The following is an 18,107-nucleotide window of genomic DNA, read 5'->3' on the forward strand; positions in this document are numbered from 1 at the left end:
CACCATCACTATTACTGGAACGCCAACAAGTGCTTTTTCTTATACTATTTCAACAACAGGTGGTTGTGGAACGGTAACGTTAAACGGAAGTGTTTCATTAACACCTTACCCAGGCCAACCTATTCCTCTTATTGATTCAACTATTTGTAGTGGGGACACAACTAATTTAATGATTGGTATTTCTCCTTTTACATCAAGTACCACATTAAACTGGCAAGTAATAACAGCCGTGAATGTAACTGGTGCCAACTCGGGTTCTGGAATAGCACCTCAACCGATAAATGATATTTTAACTTCAACTTTGGGTGGTTATGTTATTTATAGAATTACGTCAACTTTAGGAAATTGCACTAGTCTTTACACTGATTATCGAATAAATGTAAATCCAGAACCTACTCCAATTCTTAAAAGCGGAACCATTTGTGTATCACCTTCAGGAAGTACACTACAAACCATTACACTTGATACAGGTTTAAATGATAGTGATTATAATTTCTTATGGTATGATAGTAATGGCAATTTAATTCCTGGAGCTACGAATGCAACTCTTGAAGTAAATCAAATAGGAACTTACAGTGTAATTGCTATTGATGCAATTACGGGTTGTACTTCAGATCCGACTTTAACTACTTCAACAGCAACAATAACTCAAACCATACCAGCATCAAGTTTAACAGTAATTCAAAGTGATTATTTTAGTGAAAACGCTACAATAACAGCTAATGTTTTAAATGGAACTAGAACCTTACAATATTATCTTGATGAAGGTCCAATACAATCCTCCAATGTATTTACTAATGTTAGTAGTGGAACTCACATTATATCTGTAATAGATACTGATGGTTGTACTTTTTTACAAAAAGAATTCCTTGTAATAGATTATCCCAAATTCTTTACTCCTAATGGTGATGGATACAATGACACTTGGAACATAAGTACATTAAATCAACCCGATGCAAAATTGTATATTTTTGACCGATATGGTAAATTAATCAAACAATTAAGTCCAACAATAAATAGTAACGGCTGGGATGGAACTTACAATGAAAAAGCAATGCCTTCTACAGATTACTGGTTTTTATTAGAATACCAAGAAAATGGAGTTGCTAAAGAATTCAAGGCTCATTTCAGTTTAAAAAGATAAAAATTACCAAATTCGCAAATTGCTTTCTTAATTTCTGAAAAATTCGTAATTTTACCTCAAGCAACCCGATTAAAATTATGGAAACACATTTTGAAAGCAATCCGCTGATTGACAGATTACCTGCTCACTTAAAACAATTTATTAAACCACAAAATTATGAAGATTATACGCCAATCAATCAAGCTGTATGGCGTTATGTAATGCGAAAAAATGTGGATTATTTGTCAAAAGTAGCACATGATTCTTATCTAGAAGGACTTCAAAAAACGGGGATTGATATTGATTCTATTCCAAGTATGTATGGAATGAATCGAATATTAAAAGAAATTGGCTGGGCTGCTGTAGCTGTAGATGGCTTCATTCCACCGAATGCTTTTATGGAATTTCAAGCATATAATGTTTTAGTTATAGCTTGTGACATTCGTCAATTAGAACATATTGAATACACCCCTGCTCCAGATATTATCCATGAAGGCGCTGGTCATGCCCCAATTATTGCGAATCCAGAATATGCAGAATACTTGAGACGATTTGGCGAAATTGGTTGTAAGGCTATTTCCTCAGCACGTGATTATGAATTGTATGAAGCTATTCGTTTGCTTTCTATCCTAAAAGAAGCTGAAGATACCCCTCAAGAAGAAATTGAAAAAGCTGAAGCACAAGTTGATTTCCTTCAAAACAACATGGGTGAGTTGTCTGAAATGTCAAGAATCAGAAATTTGCATTGGTGGACTGTTGAATATGGTTTAATAGGAACGATTGACAATCCTAAAATTTATGGTGCGGGATTACTCTCTTCTATTGGAGAAAGTGCTTGGTGCATGACAGACCATGTAAAAAAACTACCTTATGACATCAAAGCAGCTGATGTGAGTTTTGACATTACTAAACCTCAGCCTCAACTCTTTGTAACTCCTGACTTTGCTCATCTAAGCATGGTTTTAGAAGAGTTTGCAAATAAAATGGCACTTCGTACTGGAGGTCTTTCAGGAATCAGAAAATTAATAGCTTCGAAAGCTCTTGGAACTATAGAATTAAGTACAGGACTCCAAGTATCTGGAGTTTTCTCAAACGTGATTGAACAAGAAGGAAAACCAATTTATGTACAAACTATAGGAAAAACAGCACTTTCTTATCGTGAAAAAGAATTAGTAGGCCATGGAACTGCTTATCATGCTGAAGGTTTTGGATCTCCAATAGGAAAATTAAAGGGAATTAATTTAGCTATTGAAGACATGAGTCCAAGAGACTTGAGTGCTTATGCCATCTATGAAGGAGAACAAGTTACTCTAGAATTTGAAGGTAATATTAAAGTAAGTGGTGAAATTATAACAGGTACTCGAAATATTCAAGGCAAAATATTACTGATTAAATTTAAAAATTGTATCGTTACTCATGGCGATACTATCTTATTCCAACCAGAATGGGGTATTTATGATATGGCTGTGGGCAAGGAAGTTATATCTGCGTTCTCTGGGCCAGCTGATGTAACTAGTTTTGACATGATTAACCATGTGCCTTCAAGTCAAACCATAAAACAAAAGAAATCTCCAGAGCGTGAAGAATTAGAACGACTATATAAGAACATAAGAAATATTAGAGAAAATAGAGCAGCGGAAATTACCTTAAAAGAAGCTTTTGCTGCTGTTTCTTCCGCTCATCCAAATGATTGGCTATTAAGTTTAGAAATTTTAGAATTAGCTTATAAAACCCAGCAACATGATTTTATTGAAAAAGTTCAAAACCATTTAGAAAAAGTAAAAATTAATCGCCCAGAAATTGCTCATTTAATCACCAATGGATTAGAACTAATTTCTCCTGTAATGGCCTAATTGTAACGTTTGTTACAACACCATTAGAGAAACTACGCTACATTTGCCTAAAAAAAGAAACATGGGAATATTAGATATGCTTGGTTTTGGAAATAAAACCAATGAAATTGCAACTTACACACAAAAAAATGCTGTAATTTTAGATGTTAGAACTTATGAAGAATTTGCAAGTGGACACATTAAAGGTTCAAAAAACATTCCACTACAGATTTTAGGATCCAAAATTAGCGAAATTAAAAAATTAAACAGACCTGTGATTGCTTGTTGCCGTTCAGGAATGCGAAGTGCTCAAGCTACTTCTATCCTAAAACAAAATGGAATAGATTGTATTAACGGTGGAGGTTGGCAAAGTTTAGAAAGTAAATTATAAAAAAAGTCCCGATTTAATCGGGACTTTTTTAATTAATCCAAAAACTGATTCATTTGCTCTTTATGATCTACCAAAACCCCTTCTATCTCAACCTTCCATTTTAAAATTTCTACAAATGAATATAGTTTATACAATTCCTCCTTTAATCGTTTTTTAGCATCTGTTTTTAACGAAGACGAATTAATTTTTTTAGCTAAATTGGCCCTAGCTATTTTATTAATCTTATTATAATCCTTGCCCTCAAATTCATTAAAAGTACTTTCATCAATATTGTAATATTTATAGTCAGGACTTATCTTAATTTCTTCTTTTGGTAAATTCTTTATTTTAAGAATTTTATGAATAGAGTCCACTTCAAATCTCACTTGACTTAAATCGAAACCAACTGTTACTTCCGCATTAATCACAACAATTGCTTTCTTCTCAAATGATAGCCAATCCCCTAAATACTTTTTTTGATCCTTATAGGTCATTACTTCAGAAAAATGTCCCTCAGTAACGACTAATTTACCAACATTCTTAATTTGTTGTTGAATCAATGCAGTATCATATTCAACTGTCGTGGTAGAAGTATCCGTTTTACTCAAAAATTTGTAAACTAAAAGCAGTAAAATAGCAACTAGCATCACGACTAACCATTTACGAAACTCTATAAACTTACCAAAAAAAGAATTTGTTGTGTATTGTGTCATCTTAAAATTGAATATGGGTTACTTTATTTTGAATTATTTTTATTTTCTGTTGAAGTGCAAACAAAAATTTTTGGTGACTCGCTGTATTTGGATTGAACGATCTATGAGCTAATGCTTTCTGAATAGAAGCTATTTCCTTCATTATAGAATGAGTTGATTCTGTACAATAAATAGAAGTCAATTGCTCCCAAATGTAATCAATAGCTAACGCATTAGGATGCAACATATCTTTCTCAAAAAAACGATAGTCTCTAAGTTCGTCTTGAACAATTTCATAAGAAGGAAAATAATTCACTCTAGTATCAATCTCTGAACAAATTTGATGCAAAGCTGCAAACAAATGACCTTTACTTACCTGATTTTCAAAGAAACCATCTTTGATATGTCGAACAGGTGAAATAGTAAACACAAGCTGCAATTTTGGATTCAATTCATAAAAAAAAGACATTAAATTTTGAATACTTACTCTATTTTGGTCTACGGAAAGCAACTCCTTTTCAAAGACCTTTTGTGGTACTTTATGACAATTCGCAACAATTTGTTGAGTTTCTCTATGTCGATAAACCCACGAAGTACCGAATGTTATGAATACATGTGTAAGTTCTTTGATCTTTTGATTTAATTCATTCAGTTTATTGTTCAACACAGTCAAGAATTTATTTTGATCCGGATGTGATAAATCAGAATGAACCTCAAAGCAATGCCATAAATCCTGATGAAAAAAAACATCTTGTTCGGTGAAATAGTCTTTATCTAAGCAGCGTTTAATCAATAGTTCCAGGGATACAGCATTAAAAATAATTCCGAAAGGATTAATCGTGGTTTGAAATTTAAAATACGTAAATTTGCTTCCAATATTTTCTGAAAAACAAGAACCTAACAAGAGTACTTTTGAATCATAATCTAAAGGAGTTTGCGATGGAACTAACGGTACTTTTAAACTAAATTGCATGCTTTCAGAAATATCTACTGGTTCTTTAAACCAAAATTACTAATTAAATTGTTATGAATCTATTATATTCTTATTTAAAAAAACATTATGCATTACTGGCAATCGCCTTGGTAATGGCAGCATTAAATATTTGTTTTAGTTTGAGTGATTCCGTTATCACAGGTAAACTCATGCAAGATTGTGGCGTAGGAATTGCAAAATATAAAGGCAATGAAATGGGATTCTTGAAGTCCGTAGGATTTTGGCTTGGACTATCTGTTTTCATAGCTATGATTTCTCGTATTACAAAAAACTTTCAGGATTATTTTACTAACATTGTCATTCAGCGCACCGGAGCTGCCATGTATACCGACGGCATCAAAAAATCATTGGATTTACCCTTCGCTCAGTTTGAAGACCAACGCAGTGGTGAAACACTAAACAAACTACAAAAGGTACGTATTGACTCTGAAAAATTAATTAATTTATCTATTTCATTAGTATTTCAAACAGTTGTAGGATTTGTATTTGTATTCATTTACATCGCTCGAATTGATATAAAAATCGCTTTAATTTTCATTGTTACAGCACCTATCATTGGATTAGTGAGTTCATATTTAGGAAAAAAAATAAAAGAAGTTTCCAAAACAATTGTCAGACAAACCAATGCATTAGCAGGCGCCACCACCGAAAGTTTACGCAATATTGAATTGGTTAAAAGTTTAGGTTTAACCCATCAAGAAGAAAACCGATTAAACTTAAATACACTAAAGATACTTAAACTAGAGCTACAAAAGATTCGTTATATAAGAAGTTTAAGCTTTATACAAGGAACAACCGTACATTTTATGCGTACTTTAGTAGTTTTTACTTTGTATTATTTTGTTTTTCAAGGTAAAATTGTAGTGGGTGATTTATTAACAATGACGTTTTTTACTTTCTTTATTTTCAATCCTTTACAGGAAATGAGTCAGTTTATCATTGTAAAAAATGAAACCAGAGTTTCGTTGGATAACTTTAAAAACTTATTGGAAAAAGAGTCTGAGTATAAACCTGCACAGCCTACCAGAATAGGCACTATTGAAAAATTAACATTTTCAAATGTGAGTTTCCAACACCAAACGGCCAATTTTAAAGCAGTTGAACACATTAACTTTGAAATAAAAAAGGGAGAAACCGTGGCCTTTGTTGGTCCATCTGGATCTGGAAAAACAACGCTAGTGAAATTATTAGTAGGACTTTATAAACCCAATGAGGGCTCCATTTCTTACAACGAGATTGATGAAAAAGAAGTTGATTTAATTGAATTAAGAAAACAATTAGGCTTTGTAACCCAAGATGCTCAGTTATTTTCTGGTACAATCAAAGAAAACTTATTATTTGTTAAACCTAATGCTACCGATGAAGAATTGTTACATGCCTTAGAACAAGCGAGTTGCCAAAACTTATTAAAACGTGCCGAAAACGGATTAGAAACAACAATAGGTGAAGGTGGAATTAAAGTTTCCGGTGGAGAGAAACAACGCCTTTCTATTGCAAGGGCAATTTTAAGACACCCGAATTTATTGATTTTTGACGAAGCCACTTCAGCGTTAGATTCCATTACTGAAGAAGCGATTAACGAAACCATTAAATCGATTTCCAATCAAGAACGTATTACCGTTTTAATTGCGCATCGTTTGTCAACAATCATGCATGCTGATAAAATATTTGTACTGGAAAAAGGTAATATCATAGAGCAAGGAAAACACCAAGATTTAGTAGACAGTAAAGGCTTGTATTACGCTATGTGGAGACAACAAATTGGAGAACGAAAATAAAAGATGTTTAAAAAAGAATATATAGAACCAAATGCAGGCTTTTCACAAGTTGTAAAAGTCGAGACAAAAGAAACCATTACCCTTTATATTTCCGGACAAATAGGCACCGGTTCAAATCTAGAAGAACAAAGTATTGCTACATTTAAAAACTTGGATGAACTTTTAAAAACATGCAAGGCCAGTTTTCAAGATGTGGTGAAAATGAATACCTATATTGTAAATTTTAATCCAGAAATAGATTTACCCATTTTTAGAAAAGTTCGCAGATCATTTTTAGGGGAAACCGATTATCCAGCAAGTACCTTGGTTGGTGTTTCGGTTTTAGGTAATCCAGAATGGTTAATTGAAATTGAAGCTATCGCCGTGATAAGTAAACTTTAAATAAAAAATCCTGACGCGTTTTAAAAACTTGTCAGGATTGAAATTATATATTTTGAAAATTTACTTCACAAAATCAACTGCTTTTTCCAATGCTTCTTTCACGCCCGCTGAATTTTTACCTCCAGCAGTTGCAAAAAAGGCTTGACCGCCACCGCCACCTTGAATGTATTTTCCAAGTTCGCGTACAACTTGACCTGCATTTAAGCCTTTAGCATCTACTAATTCTTTTGACACATAACAAGTCAACATAGGTTTTTCATCATTCACGGTTGCTAAAACCAAGAATAAATTGTCTTTATTTTGACCTAATTCATACGCCAAATCTTTTGCTCCATTAGCATCTAAATCCACTTGAACAGCTAAAAAATCAACACCATTAATAGTTTGAATTTGAGAAGCCAATTCCCCTTTAAGGTTTTTTGCCTTTTCTTTTATTAATTGCTCAATTTGTTTTTTCAACTTGGCATTATCCTCTTGTAATGAAGCTACTGATTTTATAACATCTTGAGGGTTTTTCAATACTTCTTTAATTTCCGCTAACGTGTTTTCTTGATTTTTATAGAACGCTTTAACAGCATCACCCGTAATCGCTTCAATACGACGAATTCCTGCTGCAACAGCCCCTTCAGAAATGATTTTGAAATGCCAAATATCCGCGGTATTTTTCACGTGAATTCCACCACAAAGCTCTTTGCTGTCGCCGAATTCAATCATACGAACCGTATCACCATATTTTTCTCCAAATAAAGCCATTGCTCCTTTGTTTAAAGCTTCTTGAATTGGAATATTTCTGTACTCTTGTAATTGTAATTGTGCTTCAATTTGCTGATTCACAAGAGCTTCCACTTGACGCAATTCTTCATCCAAAACTTTAGAGAAATGAGAAAAATCGAAACGTAAGTAATTTGGATTTACTAACGACCCTTTTTGTTCTACGTGTGTTCCTAAAATGCTTCTCAAGGCCAAATGCATTAAATGCGTAGCCGAGTGATTTTTAGAAGTTGACGTTCTTAAATCGGTATTTACTTTGGCTACAAATGCAGCTTCCACATTTTCTGGAAGTTGTTTTGCGAAATGAAGAATTAAGTTATTTTCTTTTTTCGTATCGATAATTTCGATGGTTTCGTTAGCCGAAACTAAGGTTCCTTTATCACCTACTTGTCCACCACCTTCTGGATAAAAAGGAGTTGCATCTAATACAATTTGATACAAAACACCATCTTTTTTAGAATCTACTTTACGAATTCTAGTGATTTTAACGTTGTTTTCCGTTTGGTCATAACCCACGAATGTTTCCACGTTTCCATCAATTAGAACTTTCCAGTCATCAGTCGTTACTTCTGAAGCCGCACGAGAACGTGCTTTTTGCTTTTGTAATTCGTTTTCGAATTCAGTTTCATTAAATGAATAGCCTTTTTCTTTTAAAATCAAAGCCGTTAAGTCTTTCGGGAAACCAAAAGTATCGTACAATTCGAATACTTTTTCACCCGAAACTTCTTTTCCTGATGTTTCTGCAACTACTTTATCTAATAATTGTAATCCTTGCTCCAAAGTTCTTAAGAAAGACGCTTCTTCTTCGCGAATTACATTAGTAACCAATTGTTGTTGCGATTTAATCTCAGGGAAAAATTCACCCATTTGATTCGCCAATACCTCAACTAATTGATTGATGAAAGGTTCTTTGGTTCCTAAAAACGTAAATCCGTAACGAATGGCACGACGTAAAATACGACGAATTACATAACCCGCACCTGTGTTCGAAGGCAACTGACCGTCGGCAATAGCAAACGCTACGGCACGCACGTGGTCTACAATTACACGAATGGCAATATTGATTTTATTTTGCTCCTCTGAAATATCTTTAACTTCGTTATTGGTGTATTTTAATCCTGTTATTGCTGAAACTTTAGCAATTAGTGGTGTGAAAACATCGGTATCATAATTTGAAGTTACATTTTGCATGGCCATACACAAACGCTCAAATCCCATACCCGTATCCACGTGTTGGGCAGGTAATTTTTCTAACGAACCATCTGCTTTACGGTTGAATTCCATAAATACGTTGTTCCAAATTTCCACTACTTGTGGATGATCGGCATTTACTAAATCACGACCAGAAACAGCTGCGCGCTCCGCATCTGAACGTAAATCGATATGAATTTCCGAACACGGACCACACGGACCTTGGTCGCCCATTTCCCAGAAATTGTCTTTTTTATTTCCTAAGATGATACGGTCTTCTGAAACGTATTGTTTCCAAATATCAAACGCTTCTTGGTCAAATGGAACGTTCTCTGCTGGATTTCCTTCAAAAACCGAAACATACAAACGGTCTTTATCCAACTTCAACACTTCGGTTAAAAATTCCCAAGCCCAAGCCAAGGCTTCTTTCTTGAAATAATCACCAAACGACCAGTTACCTAACATTTCAAACATGGTGTGGTGGTACGTATCAAAACCTACATCTTCTAAATCATTATGCTTACCAGAAACACGAAGACATTTTTGCGTGTCGGCGATACGGGCACTTTTTGGTGTTCCGTTTCCTAAAAAAAATTCTTTGAACTGCGCCATACCCGAATTATTAAACATAAGGGTTGGATCGTCTTTTAAAACGATAGGTGCAGAAGGAACAATTAAGTGGTCCTTACTTTTAAAAAAATCTAAATACGCTTTACGAATGTCTTGTGACTTCATGTTTACTTCATTTATTTGTTTACTAGCTTGAAAAATTCATCCTAGTTTTATGTGATTGATCTACTTTACGTCAAGTATAGCCCTGATGGGAGCGACACCTTGTAGAGCGGACAGCAGGACGACTTGTGAGGAATAGACTAAAATATCTGCTCCTAATTTGAAACATTTTTTTAGTTTATCCGTATAATTATTGTTACTTTGTGATAACGAGCACAAAAATAGTAATTTTTAGCAATGGCGAAGGTAAAATATTATTACGATTCAGAAAAATTAGCGTTCAAAAGAATTATCCCTAAAAAAAGAAAAAAAATAGGTATGGCGCTGTTGTTTTTGTTATCGTCTGCTTTATTTGGTTTTTTATGTTTTTTTATCTTAGCCAACACCTCGTTCTTTGAAACACCTAAGTCTAAATTACAAGCTAGAGAACTAGAAACCATGAAGTTAAACTACAAATTGTTAACCAATAAAGTAGCACTAATGGACGAAGCTTTAACCGCTATTGAAGACCGTGACAATAATTTATATCGGGTATATTTTAACAGTTCTCCAATCAATGAAGAAGAGCGCAGAGCTGGATTGGGCGGCGTGAATCGGTATAAAGACTTAGAAGGATTTAACAATAGTGATTTAATTATTAATTCCTCTAAAAAAGTAGATGAAATTATGAAGGCTTTAGCTATTCAATCGAACTCACTAGATGATATTACAAAATTAGCGAAGCAAAAGGAAAAATTATTAGCTGCCATTCCAGCCATTCAACCAGTTAAAAACGAAGATTTGCGACAAATGGCCTCTGGATTTGGATACCGAAGTGACCCATTTACCAAAATTAGAAAATTCCACAAAGGCATGGATTTTTCGGCCAAAACGGGCACTCCTATTTATGCAACGGGTGATGGTATAGTTCGAAAAGCAGACGCATCCTTATCCGGTTACGGCAATCATATTGAAATTACGCATGGATACGGATACATGACCTTATATGCCCATTTAAGTAAATATAAAGTAAAAGCTGGACAGCGTGTAAAACGTGGAGATATTATTGGTTATGTAGGCAGTACCGGCAGAAGTGAAGCGCCCCATTTGCATTATGAAGTGCATAAAAATGGTGAAATCGTTAATCCATTGAACTTTTATTATGGTTCGATTTCAGCGAAAGAATATGTATTACTAGCGCAATTAGCGAATCAAGAAAACCAGTCGTTGGATTAATTTGAAGGGCGTCTAAAAGATTACGTTAATTTCATTTTTTAGAAATAAAATTGATGTAACATTTAAAAAATAACAAGACTAATAGTAACAAATAGATAAGGCAGAACATGCAATTGAATTTACCAGAAAAAAGATATTACAGTATAGGCGAATTAGCAAAAGCTTTTGATGTCAATGCCTCTTTAATTCGATTTTGGGATAAAGAATTTGATGAAATCAATCCGAAAAAGAATGCAAAGGGCGACCGTATGTTTAGACCTGATGATGTGAAAACCTTGCAATTAATTTATCACCTAGTGAAAGAGCGCGGGTTTACACTCGAAGGTGCCAAAGTACATTTAAAAGAAAACAAAAAGAAGAGTTTAGATAAATTTGAGATTATTGCTAAACTTGAGGGAGTAAAAATGCAATTATTAAATTTAAAGAAAGAATTATAAATGAAATTTGACGTGGTAAAAGCCAGCTTTTGGTTAACATTTGCTCTTACCTTAATAGGTGCCATATTAAAGTTGCAGAAATTAGAATTTTCAGGGATGTTTATGACTTTAGGCATTCTAGCTTTAATCACTTTTATTGTATCCTGCTTACTCGAAGTATATGAATCTAAAACTATTGATGGTACCGAAAGATTCATGTGGACCATAGGTTTTGTCTTCCTTTGGTTTATGACCGGTATTTTCTATTTGATTAGCGGAAGAAAACGAATTTTAAAACAAATAAATATAAAAAATTAAAACAACAGAATTATGAGAAAGTATTTACCGATTGCTATTATTTTAGGTTTATTAGCGATTTTATTTTTTTGGTACATCAGCATTAAAAATGGGGCTGTACGTGTAAATCAAGAAGTAAGTAAAGAATGGGGTAACGTGGAAACCACTTACCAAAGAAGAAATGATTTAATTGGTAACCTAGTTAAAACCGTTCAAGGTTCGGCAGATTTTGAAAAATCAACCTTAGAAGCAGTGATCAAAGCACGTTCCGAGGCTACTTCTGTAAAGATAGATCCCACTAATATGACACCTGAACAATTGGCTCAATTTAACCAAGCTCAAGGTAATTTAAACAGTTCTTTATCGAGATTATTGGTAACTGTAGAACAATATCCTGATTTAAAAGCGAATCAAAATTTCTTAAAGTTACAAGATGAATTGGCTAGTACAGAAAATCAAATTTTAACTGCTCGTACACGTTTTAATGAATCTGTTCAAAAATACAACAACTATATTTTAGTTTTTCCTAATTCTTTATTCTTAGGCAACTACAAAGAGAAACCTTATTTTGATGCTGTTGCTGGTGCCGAGAAACCTGTAGAAGTTAATTTTGATTTCAAAAACGACAAAAAGTAATGGTTAAGGCTAAGGATTTTTTGACTCCAACTGAAGAGCAAGAGCTTGTTCAAGCCATTGTAGAAGCTGAACAAAACACCTCTGGCGAAATCCGTGTGCATATTGAAGAAAACAGTTCAAAACCTCCACTCGAAAGAGCCAAGGAGGTTTTTTATGAATTGGGCATGGAAGCTACACAATTGAAAAATGGGGTTTTGTTTTATGTATGTCTTCAAACGAAAAGTTTTGCCCTTTTAGGCGATCAAGGCATTCACGAAAAAGTTGAGGCTGATTTTTGGGACAGTACTAAAAATTTAGTTCTATCTCATTTTAAAAACGGAGCGTACAAACAAGGATTAGTGGAAGGCATTCTTAGAGCAGGAGAACGTTTAAAACAGTATTTCCCCTATGATGCTGCCACCGACACCAATGAATTGTCTAATGAAATATCAAGAAATTAAGATGAAGTTATCCGTTTCAAAATCAATGTTTAACGTTGTTTTAGTTCCATTTTTACTGTTCCTTTCAACAACCCTTTCTTTTGGACAATTTACAATACCTAAAAAACCAGATTTTCAGACTTCTGTGTATGATTATGCCAAGGTTTTAAGTGCTACTGAAGCAAAACAATTAGAACAGAAACTAATTAATTATGCGGACAGTACTTCTACTCAACTGGTTTTTATTTCTATTGACGATTTAAAAGGAGAAGACATTGGTTTATTGGCTCCTAAATTGGGACACGAATGGGGCATTGGTCAGTCGAAAGAAGATAATGGCGTTTTGATTTTACTTTCGAAGAAAGATCGAAAGATTTGGATTGCACCGGGATATGGCGTAGAAGAAAAACTAACTGCTGGAATTAATGGTGAAATTGTTAGAAATATAATTATTCCAGAATTCAAAGCAGGCAACTATTATCAAGGGCTAGACAAAGGTGTTGACGCTATTTTTCAAGTTCTAAAAGGGAAATACAAAGGACAACGCGAAGAAGAAGGCCCAGGTCTGATACCAATTATCATCATTATTGCATTTATTATTCTCTTTATTTTAATTTCGTCTAAGCACAGAGGTCCAGGCAACCGAGGTGGTTTTGGTGGCGGTCCTGATTTAGGTGACTTCATCTTATTGAGCCGAATGGGACGTGGTGGTGGATTTGGCGGAGGTTTTGGAGGGGGTTCCTCTGGAGGTTTTGGTGGCGGCTTTGGCGGCGGCGGCTTCTCAGGAGGAGGTGCTGGCGGAAGTTGGTAATCTTTCTTTTACACTTGATGGCAACATCCCTTTACTGTATAAATTTAAAAAGGTTTCCAAAAATGGAAGCCTTTTTTATTGGTGTGATTATATAATTCGTTATTACGCTACGGAGTTTATTATTTTTTACATGGATTTTATCTTTCTTCTACAACATGTATTCATTTATTATTAATACTATATCAATGCTGTATTTTTACCGAAATGATTTTACACCAAATTGGCATGAATATTCTAATAAATTAGAAGAAAAATAATAAATTACCTATATTTTTTTTAGAACCAATAACTAAATTAATTGTATATCTTACACTATCAAAAATAAAATATTTTTTCTTACATTTTTTATATATTTGTTCGTTAAACGCTAGTCTTCTTTCATAATCTAATGTTTTCCTATATTTTACAAACAAAAGAGTAAACAAGTTTTAACACATTTATATCCATACAAAAATGATTCTATTTAATGAAAAGTTGAAAAAAAAAATTTTTTTTATCCTATTACTTTTTCCAACACTTATTAACTCTCAAATAATAGGCTCTAGAAAATTAAATGAAATTAATTTATTATTTTTAAAAGTTGATTTTTCCGCGAAATATACCAAAGCTGAAATTACATATCGAAATGGCACCAAAGAAATTGGATACATTTATGGTTTCATCCAAAATAAAGCTTTAAGTTTCAATTTTAAAAATGCATTTTCATCGAATCCCATTGATGCTTTGAATTTATCTGACAAATCATTTAGTTTTAAAAAAGAACTAGCTCAAAAAGAAATCAATCTAACTAGTGATGAAATCATTGAAGTAAAAATTATTGAAGACGGGGTTAATTTCGGTCATTACAAACTTATGGATTTAGCAACTGTAAATTCAGACGGAACGATAAAAGATTTGAAAAAGAAAGCCTGGTTACCATTCTATTCACAAGATATCATCAATGTTTTCTCCTATGACATATATGAAGAAACAGAAGGGGCAAACGGTAATCCATCTGGTCATTTTGAAAAAGCTGCAACTATGATTTATTTGAATAATCCTAAAGATAATTTTGCTATAAATGTCATGGATTATAATTTTACTGATATTTTTAGCAAGACAAAGTTACTTAAAAAATGGTCAGGAGGTTTAATTGAAGTTTTCAAAAACTGCCCCGAATTTGTAAAACAAAATGTAATTGAAAAAAATATTTGGAACTTTGATTCGAACTATTTCGATATTGAAGAACTAGAAAAAACAAGAAAGAAAGAGATTAAGAGTAACAAAACAATCAAAAATGATGAAAAAAACATATTGTTAAATAATTTAGATTCTGAAATTCAAATTACTCCTTATTTAAGAATGATAGCAGATTACAAAAAGATGTGTCATTAATTTTTTTGGACATATTGTTTATTCGCTTTCAAATGGGTTTAATCTATTCCTATAAGTTGAATCATCTAGAATAAACTAACACAACACACAAAACTTGATGAAAGAACAAATTTCATCAGGTGGCGTTTATCAAGTCATCCGTTATTAGGCATTACATCTAGTACTAAATAAAAATTAAAAATAGGAACATAAAAAAGGGTTTTCTTAAGAAAACCCTTTTTTATTACATCATCATAAAACGTCTACCTTCTTTTTTCTCTTTACTATCAAACATATGAATCTTATACGTTAAAGAGAACATGACATAGCGTTTTAAAACAATATTTTCTTCATCAGTGATGGCATTTTCTGTGACGGTTCTTCGGGTGCTTTGATTTTGATTTAGCAAATCATATACTTTAACTTTTGCTAAAAATTTATCCTTGTAAAATGAATAAGCCAAACTGGTATTCCATAAGTAAAAATCTTTTTTAAATCCTGCTCCTAAATTGGAATTATAGTTATAACCAAAATCATTTCCAAAAGTCCATTTCTTAGGCCAGAAAGCAGTCACTTGAAGATTTAGTTTATGAGTATAAAAATTTGTTTTATCGATGGTATAATTGGTATAATTGATAAACTGTTTAGAAAAATTATAACTTGGCGCAATCGTAATTATATCGGTCCAATCATAGGTAAAACGAGCTGTGGGCGTAATCGCATAAGAAGTACTAGTAAACATTTGTCCGTTTACAAATCCTTTATCATAAGTTAAATTGTTATTCAATCTCAATTCATAACGGTAATTGATTTTTTCTTTCTTAATTGATTTATTCCAATAGATTCCTAGCCAAGCATTATGAGTTCCACTCACATTTACATAAGTAGTGTTCCGTTTTCTGTTTTCATCAAATACTGAAATAGAAGTTACTTCTGATTCATTGTAATTTATGCCCGACCACATACCGTACCCTGAACGTGTAGCAAAATCATAATTTCTATAAGATAAATATACGGAGTGAGTTTTATTGATATTCAAATCTGCATTTCCTGTTATGGTATTTAAAGGATTTGACAAGTTTTGAATTGGCAATAATTGGGTTGCACTTGGCACATTATAATTCAAATAATAATTCACCCAGAGACTTTCCGATTTGTTGAACTTGTAGCTTCCATAAACATTTGCTTTAGGTAACATAAAACTTTTATCTAATCGAGTGGCCAGCCCTAAATATTCAGAATTATTAGTATTAGTAATTGAGGTCGTTCCTAATTCTATATTAAAATTATATTTATTTTTATTCATACTTACTCCCGCATAAGTAGAAAACTCATTTGTTTTAGACTGATACACCATTGTTAACAAATCATTTGTGGAAGTATACGCATTAGTTATGGGATCATAATCAAACGTTGCATTGGTATTTTTGTTCCATTTATAATCTAAGGTGGTTCCTAATTTAATCGACAAGGAATCGGTGATGGGTTCCATGTATTCAAAAGAAGCAGCGTAGTTATCATATTTTGCTTGAGATGTACTAATTTGATCTCGAATATCTGATGGTGTGTTATTTTGATAAAAATTCGTTTGAGAATTAGTTTGCGTATTGTCGTCGTTGGTATTGTTTTCATTATCTAAAACCAAAGACACACTTCTACCCTTTTTACGAAAAGCTTTGGTCAATGTGGTTGTATTTTGAATCGCTTTATTAGTAGATTCGGCATTATTTTTAGACGTAAAATCATTAATTAATTGTCCATTTTCAAAAGAAGTACTCTGTGAATCACTATAATTTTTTCTGTTATTTTGACTAATCTTGGGTTCAAATACAATGGAGAAAGTTGAATCTAGTTTCACATCCGCTACAAAGTCCACATTGTTATATTGTGTGTCTGTTTTAGTACTAGATATAGAATTAGTCGTGAACGTTCCTGTTGGAAGTAAAGTCGTTCTGCTGGTTTTATTTGTGTTTTTGTTATTAGTACCCGAATGAAAAAAACTACTGGACAAGTCCATTTTTTTAAAATATTCATCTGAATAATTGATTCCGACCAAATTAGACTCAGTAATACCTGTGCTTGAACCAAAATTTTGTCCATTATACCAATAACTTCCATCATTATTCACCCATAACTTTGAGCCATTTCGTCCTCCTCCCATATTATCAAATACCTCATCCATAGAGAAGCCAACCGAGTTAATATTATTTGCCGAAGCCAAGACACTCAATTTGGTTTTATTCTTAAAGTAATTTATTATACCACTGGACTCATATCGTTCATCTGTTCCATATCCTCCCATAGCTTTACCAAAAAAGCCTTTGTTCTTTTTTTCATCTATGGTTAAATTAATACTGGCATTGTTTGAAGCAGCGTTTGTACCCGTTTTCTCTTCTTTTTTAGTTTTAGTATCTGTCACCTGAACTTTATTAATCATTGTGGCGGGTAAATTTTGCAAGGCTACTTTACCGTCTTTATCAAAAAAGGGTTTACCATTAACCAATATTTGATTGACTTCTTTACCGTTTACTGTAATCTTACCATCAGCATCAATCTCTACACCTGGTAACTGTTTCAACAAAGATTCTACATTAGCATCAGGACGCAACTTGAAAGAAGCCGCATTGAACTCTAAGGTGTCTTTTTTTATTCGAATAGGTGGAGCTTCAACATTAATCACTACTTCTTCAATTTGAGCGTCTTTTGGAGTTAAAGCTATAGTTCCAAAATCAAAATCAGCCTTGATGCTTTCAAAACGTTTAGTAAAAGTTTCAAGCTTTAGAAAAGCTATTTTTAAGGTGCAAGGAGATGTTTGAGGCGAGACTTTAAGTTCAAATTCCCCTTTTTTGTTTGAAATGGTATATTCAATTACAGCAGAATCTTTTTCTCGAGTTAAATAAATAGTAGCAGATTCTAAAGGAACCTTTGAGGTGTTGTCGATTAATTTCCCTTTGAAAATGAGTTGATTTTGTGCTGACACAGCAAAAGAACTCAACAGAATGAGTGCAGTTAACAAGGTTTTAAACATAGTATAAAATAAAAAAAGTAATTTTAATGCAATATTAAAACTACTTTTCATAAAATTTATTGTACAAA

At 33.0% G+C, this 18,107-nt stretch carries 16 protein-coding genes; 12 read left to right on the forward strand and 4 right to left on the reverse strand.

The genetic code is table 11. The features are described from left to right. From QZ824_RS02315 to QZ824_RS02325, 3 genes are all read left to right on the forward strand, one after another. On the forward strand, positions 1 to 1,144 hold a 1,144-nt coding region (locus QZ824_RS02315), incomplete at its 5' end, for a T9SS type B sorting domain-containing protein (protein WP_291274426.1). Between the two features lie 77 nt (positions 1,145 to 1,221). Next, entirely contained in the window at positions 1,222 to 2,976 is a 1,755-nt protein-coding gene (locus QZ824_RS02320) for an aromatic amino acid hydroxylase (RefSeq protein ID WP_291274427.1), read from the forward strand. Between the two features lie 61 nt (positions 2,977 to 3,037). After that, the gene (locus QZ824_RS02325) at positions 3,038 to 3,346 is read left to right on the forward strand and encodes a rhodanese-like domain-containing protein (RefSeq protein WP_291274428.1); all 309 of its coding nucleotides are present in this window, start codon (positions 3,038 to 3,040) and stop codon (positions 3,344 to 3,346) included. 32 nt (positions 3,347 to 3,378) lie between these two features. On the opposite strand, the gene QZ824_RS02330 is transcribed toward QZ824_RS02325, so the two are convergent. Together QZ824_RS02330 and QZ824_RS02335 are read right to left on the reverse strand one after the other, a co-directional pair. Further along, positions 3,379 to 4,038, reverse strand: a complete 660-nt coding sequence (locus QZ824_RS02330; protein WP_291274429.1) for a DUF4230 domain-containing protein — start codon at positions 4,036 to 4,038, stop codon at positions 3,379 to 3,381. A 1-nt stretch (position 4,039) separates the two neighbouring features. Further along, positions 4,040 to 4,990: a GSCFA domain-containing protein gene (locus QZ824_RS02335; protein ID WP_291274430.1), complete on the reverse strand. Its 951-nt coding sequence runs from the start codon at positions 4,988 to 4,990 to the stop codon at positions 4,040 to 4,042. 53 nt (positions 4,991 to 5,043) lie between these two features. Between QZ824_RS02335 and QZ824_RS02340 the strand changes: the two genes are divergently transcribed. Next, positions 5,044 to 6,789 carry an ABC transporter ATP-binding protein gene (locus QZ824_RS02340; RefSeq protein WP_291274431.1) on the forward strand — a complete coding sequence of 582 codons (1,746 nt, stop codon included), beginning with the start codon at positions 5,044 to 5,046 and terminating at the stop codon, positions 6,787 to 6,789. A 3-nt stretch (positions 6,790 to 6,792) separates the two neighbouring features. Then, a complete protein-coding gene (locus tag QZ824_RS02345; protein ID WP_291274432.1) occupies positions 6,793 to 7,170 on the forward strand; it encodes a RidA family protein in 378 nt (125 codons plus the stop codon). Between the two features lie 60 nt (positions 7,171 to 7,230). On the opposite strand, the gene alaS is transcribed toward QZ824_RS02345, so the two are convergent. Then, positions 7,231 to 9,867 carry an alanine--tRNA ligase gene (gene alaS / locus QZ824_RS02350; protein ID WP_291274433.1) on the reverse strand — a complete coding sequence of 879 codons (2,637 nt, stop codon included), beginning with the start codon at positions 9,865 to 9,867 and terminating at the stop codon, positions 7,231 to 7,233. Positions 9,868 to 10,101: 234 nt separating this feature from the next. Between alaS and QZ824_RS02355 the strand changes: the two genes are divergently transcribed. The 7 genes from QZ824_RS02355 (at position 10,102) to QZ824_RS02385 (ending at position 15,032) form a co-directional block, all read left to right on the forward strand. Beyond that, positions 10,102 to 11,079: a M23 family metallopeptidase gene (locus QZ824_RS02355; RefSeq protein WP_291274434.1), complete on the forward strand. Its 978-nt coding sequence runs from the start codon at positions 10,102 to 10,104 to the stop codon at positions 11,077 to 11,079. A 107-nt stretch (positions 11,080 to 11,186) separates the two neighbouring features. Beyond that, entirely contained in the window at positions 11,187 to 11,516 is a 330-nt protein-coding gene (locus QZ824_RS02360; RefSeq protein WP_291274435.1) for a MerR family transcriptional regulator, read from the forward strand. Further along, positions 11,517 to 11,813 carry a hypothetical protein gene (locus tag QZ824_RS02365; protein ID WP_291274436.1) on the forward strand — a complete coding sequence of 99 codons (297 nt, stop codon included), beginning with the start codon at positions 11,517 to 11,519 and terminating at the stop codon, positions 11,811 to 11,813. A gap of 12 nt (positions 11,814 to 11,825) precedes the next feature. Next, positions 11,826 to 12,428, forward strand: a complete 603-nt coding sequence (locus QZ824_RS02370) for a LemA family protein (RefSeq protein WP_291274437.1) — start codon at positions 11,826 to 11,828, stop codon at positions 12,426 to 12,428. Beyond that, a complete protein-coding gene (locus tag QZ824_RS02375; protein WP_291274438.1) occupies positions 12,428 to 12,868 on the forward strand; it encodes a TPM domain-containing protein in 441 nt (146 codons plus the stop codon). Before QZ824_RS02370 ends, QZ824_RS02375 begins: the two co-directional genes overlap by 1 nt. 25 nt (positions 12,869 to 12,893) lie before the next feature. After that, the gene (locus QZ824_RS02380) at positions 12,894 to 13,658 is read left to right on the forward strand and encodes a YgcG family protein (RefSeq protein WP_291274453.1); all 765 of its coding nucleotides are present in this window, start codon (positions 12,894 to 12,896) and stop codon (positions 13,656 to 13,658) included. A 474-nt stretch (positions 13,659 to 14,132) separates the two neighbouring features. Then, entirely contained in the window at positions 14,133 to 15,032 is a 900-nt protein-coding gene (locus QZ824_RS02385) for a hypothetical protein (protein ID WP_291274439.1), read from the forward strand. Between the two features lie 223 nt (positions 15,033 to 15,255). On the opposite strand, the gene QZ824_RS02390 is transcribed toward QZ824_RS02385, so the two are convergent. After that, entirely contained in the window at positions 15,256 to 18,090 is a 2,835-nt protein-coding gene (locus QZ824_RS02390) for an outer membrane beta-barrel protein (RefSeq protein ID WP_291274440.1), read from the reverse strand. Positions 18,091 to 18,107 lie beyond the last annotated feature (17 nt).

This window comes from Flavobacterium sp. (assembly GCF_021151785.1).
GTDB lineage: Bacteria > Bacteroidota > Bacteroidia > Flavobacteriales > Flavobacteriaceae > Flavobacterium.

Bases quoted from the DNA above. Each gene is read 5' to 3' on its own strand.
- QZ824_RS02335 (WP_291274430.1), bottom strand. From the start codon at position 4,990: ATGCAATTTAGTTTAAAAGTACCGTTAGTTCCATCGCAAACTCCTTTA.
- QZ824_RS02390 (WP_291274440.1), bottom strand. From the start codon at position 18,090: ATGAAAAGTAGTTTTAATATTGCATTAAAATTACTTTTTTTATTTTAT.
- QZ824_RS02345 (WP_291274432.1), top strand. From the start codon at position 6,793: ATGTTTAAAAAAGAATATATAGAACCAAATGCAGGCTTTTCACAAGTT.
- alaS (WP_291274433.1), bottom strand. From the start codon at position 9,867: ATGAAGTCACAAGACATTCGTAAAGCGTATTTAGATTTTTTTAAAAGT.
- QZ824_RS02360 (WP_291274435.1), top strand. From the start codon at position 11,187: ATGCAATTGAATTTACCAGAAAAAAGATATTACAGTATAGGCGAATTA.
- QZ824_RS02375 (WP_291274438.1), top strand. From the start codon at position 12,428: ATGGTTAAGGCTAAGGATTTTTTGACTCCAACTGAAGAGCAAGAGCTT.
- QZ824_RS02340 (WP_291274431.1), top strand. From the start codon at position 5,044: ATGAATCTATTATATTCTTATTTAAAAAAACATTATGCATTACTGGCA.
- QZ824_RS02365 (WP_291274436.1), top strand. From the start codon at position 11,517: ATGAAATTTGACGTGGTAAAAGCCAGCTTTTGGTTAACATTTGCTCTT.
- QZ824_RS02325 (WP_291274428.1), top strand. From the start codon at position 3,038: ATGGGAATATTAGATATGCTTGGTTTTGGAAATAAAACCAATGAAATT.
- QZ824_RS02380 (WP_291274453.1), top strand. From the start codon at position 12,894: ATGTTTAACGTTGTTTTAGTTCCATTTTTACTGTTCCTTTCAACAACC.
- QZ824_RS02330 (WP_291274429.1), bottom strand. From the start codon at position 4,038: ATGACACAATACACAACAAATTCTTTTTTTGGTAAGTTTATAGAGTTT.
- QZ824_RS02370 (WP_291274437.1), top strand. From the start codon at position 11,826: ATGAGAAAGTATTTACCGATTGCTATTATTTTAGGTTTATTAGCGATT.
- QZ824_RS02355 (WP_291274434.1), top strand. From the start codon at position 10,102: ATGGCGAAGGTAAAATATTATTACGATTCAGAAAAATTAGCGTTCAAA.
- QZ824_RS02320 (WP_291274427.1), top strand. From the start codon at position 1,222: ATGGAAACACATTTTGAAAGCAATCCGCTGATTGACAGATTACCTGCT.